The 2,466-nt window shown below is 34.8% G+C and carries 1 protein-coding gene; it reads left to right on the forward strand.

Going from position 1 to position 2,466, the window contains the following annotated elements; all coding sequences use genetic code 11:
* Nucleotides 1-110: 110 nt before the first annotated feature.
* Complete coding sequence (locus T529_RS0111555) at nt 111-2,309, forward strand: helix-turn-helix domain-containing protein (protein ID WP_033163763.1); 2,199 nt, start codon at nt 111-113, stop codon at nt 2,307-2,309.
* Nucleotides 2,310-2,466 lie beyond the last annotated feature (157 nt).

Consider the following 2,466-nt stretch of genomic DNA (forward strand, 5'->3'; position numbering starts at 1 on the left):
GCCGCACAACGTAAAACGCGGTTCACGCGTCTCTGGTAGGCGCAGGGCTATGCCCGAAACTGAAAAGCCACCAGCTAGGCTGGTGGATATTTACTAACTGGAGGGAATATATGCGTTATTATTTTGATGTTGTAAGAGAGAATAGAAGAGAACAGACTCATAAACAAATTGTCATTATTATTGCAATTGGTAAATCGGTTACTATTGTGACAGATAGAAAGTATCATCTTGATCAAGATGAACTGCTTATACTCAATAATGATATAGATTACCATATTCAACTATCCCCAGGAGCAAAAGCCCTTGTCTTTCAAATCTCAAGCTATGAGATACGTAAACTCTTTCATCAAACCTATTATTTTTATGGCAATAGCCATGAAGAAATTGATCGAAAATATCATATTCTCCAGCAACATATCGCTTCACTCATTCGTCTTTCCTATTCAAAGAGTCCCTATCAGGAAGTGGAAACAATCAAGGCATTTGCCCAATTTCTTATCTTCTTTGTTAATCAATTTGCCTTAGAAACCATTCAGGAACAGGATCTTGCCTATCGTTTAAAAGAATATGTTGAAGACAATTATGAAGAGAATGTATCATTAAGTGATGCTAGTGCAGCCTTTAATATGACTCCACAATATTTCTCCAAGCTCTTTAAAGAAACAATCGGTATCAATTATCATCATTATCTAAGGCGATTACAGTTAACTCATGCCATGGATGACTTAATGCATTCAGATTTGTCCTTGCTGCATATTGCATTAGATAATGGCTTTCCCAATGTCAAAGCATTCCAGTCCTATTTTCTAAAGGCATATGGCATAACACCTCTAGCCTATCGACAACAATATAAAAAGCCAGTCATTCAAGAAGAAGCTATCAATGACTTGTTGAAAGTGGAAAATGAGGAAGATAAAGAGCATTATCTTATTGTTGATGCATTGGATGATAAGAAGTATGAGAAATTCTGGAGTAAAATATTGAATTTTGGAAGCTATGCTGATTTTCACGATGCCAATATCCAGCAACAGCTTCTTAATACACAGGAACATTTTCATTTTGACTATTTACGTATTGATATGAATGTTGCCCATTTCTTATCGTCAGAACATTACTCATTCTATTATGAAGAAAACTTCTTTGATCTCTTGATGCATGCACATTTTTCTCTATGGTTTGTGATTGATTTTCGTAATCATCAGCTCATGCAACATGTCGAACATTATTTGAAAGATATGTTAAGTCATTTTGCGAATCGTTACAGCATTGATAATATTCGTAAATGGCGTTTTGAACTAAGCTATAATACCTTCTTTGACAAGAGGAAGCATGAGGAATATGGTCAAGCCTGCAAACGAATTTATGACGTTCTTAAAAAGTTTGGCTGTGAAAAGAATATTGTTGGGGCGGGCGTCATGCTGGATTATAAACAGAGTGTAATGCCGTTTCTAAGTAAAAAACATGCGTTAGAGAATTATACCTTTATTGATGCTCCATTTCATTATCATGACATGCTTCAAATAAGCCAGATTGTCAAAGACACAAGCTTTCTCAAGAATGATATCAAGAAGCTCAAGCAGTCCACTATCTATCAAGACCATCCCTTTCCTATTTATATAACGGATATGATTGATCATTTATCAGACCATAATATACTCAATGATGCCTGCTATAAGGGTGCATTTATTGTGAAAACGGTTATTGATTTATTTGGGGAAGTGGAGGCTCTTTCATGCATGATGCCTTTTGACTTATTGGAAGAAAATGCCTTGGGTGAAGCAGAACTCTTTGGTGGAAAGGGCTTGATGACCAAAAGCAATCTCAAGAAACCATCCTGGTATGCCTATGAATTCTTAAGCCGCCTAGCTTCTTCTTTTATTACCAAAGATGATCATGCCTTAGTCACAACGAATAAAGAGAATTATCAGATTATCTGTCATAACTGTAAAGACTTATCCTATAAATATTATCTTGATGAAACACATATAAGCTATGATCATATTCGTGATTATTTTGAGGATGATGAACCCTTAAAATGTCATTTTCATTTTGAAAATATGAAAGATGGCCGCTATCTCATCAAAAGACGTTTTGCCAATGAACACTTTGGTAGTATTCTTGATAACTATTATGCATTGATTGGAAAAAACAAGCTTCCTTTAGGTGGTACGGAACTATCCTACTTAAAGCAGGTTTCAACACCTAAAGAAGTTCTAGATGAAGTAGTTGTATATAATGGAGTGATGGACTTGAAAATATCTCTTGAAAAGAATGAGTTTGACTACATCCATATCATCTATCAATATTAAATATTTATGAAAAAATTAATATTATTCCATTTAAAATTATTATTTGAGTAGAAAATATTAATTTTTTTGAGGCTTCTGCACTATGTGTGGGTAGAATCATCGAAGTTCATAGGGTAACTTGATCCCATGGTAAAGATCGGAACATACGATCATGATC

It is taken from the genome of Sharpea azabuensis DSM 18934 (assembly GCF_000702165.1).
Taxonomy (GTDB): domain Bacteria; phylum Bacillota_I; class Bacilli_A; order Erysipelotrichales; family Coprobacillaceae; genus Sharpea; species Sharpea azabuensis.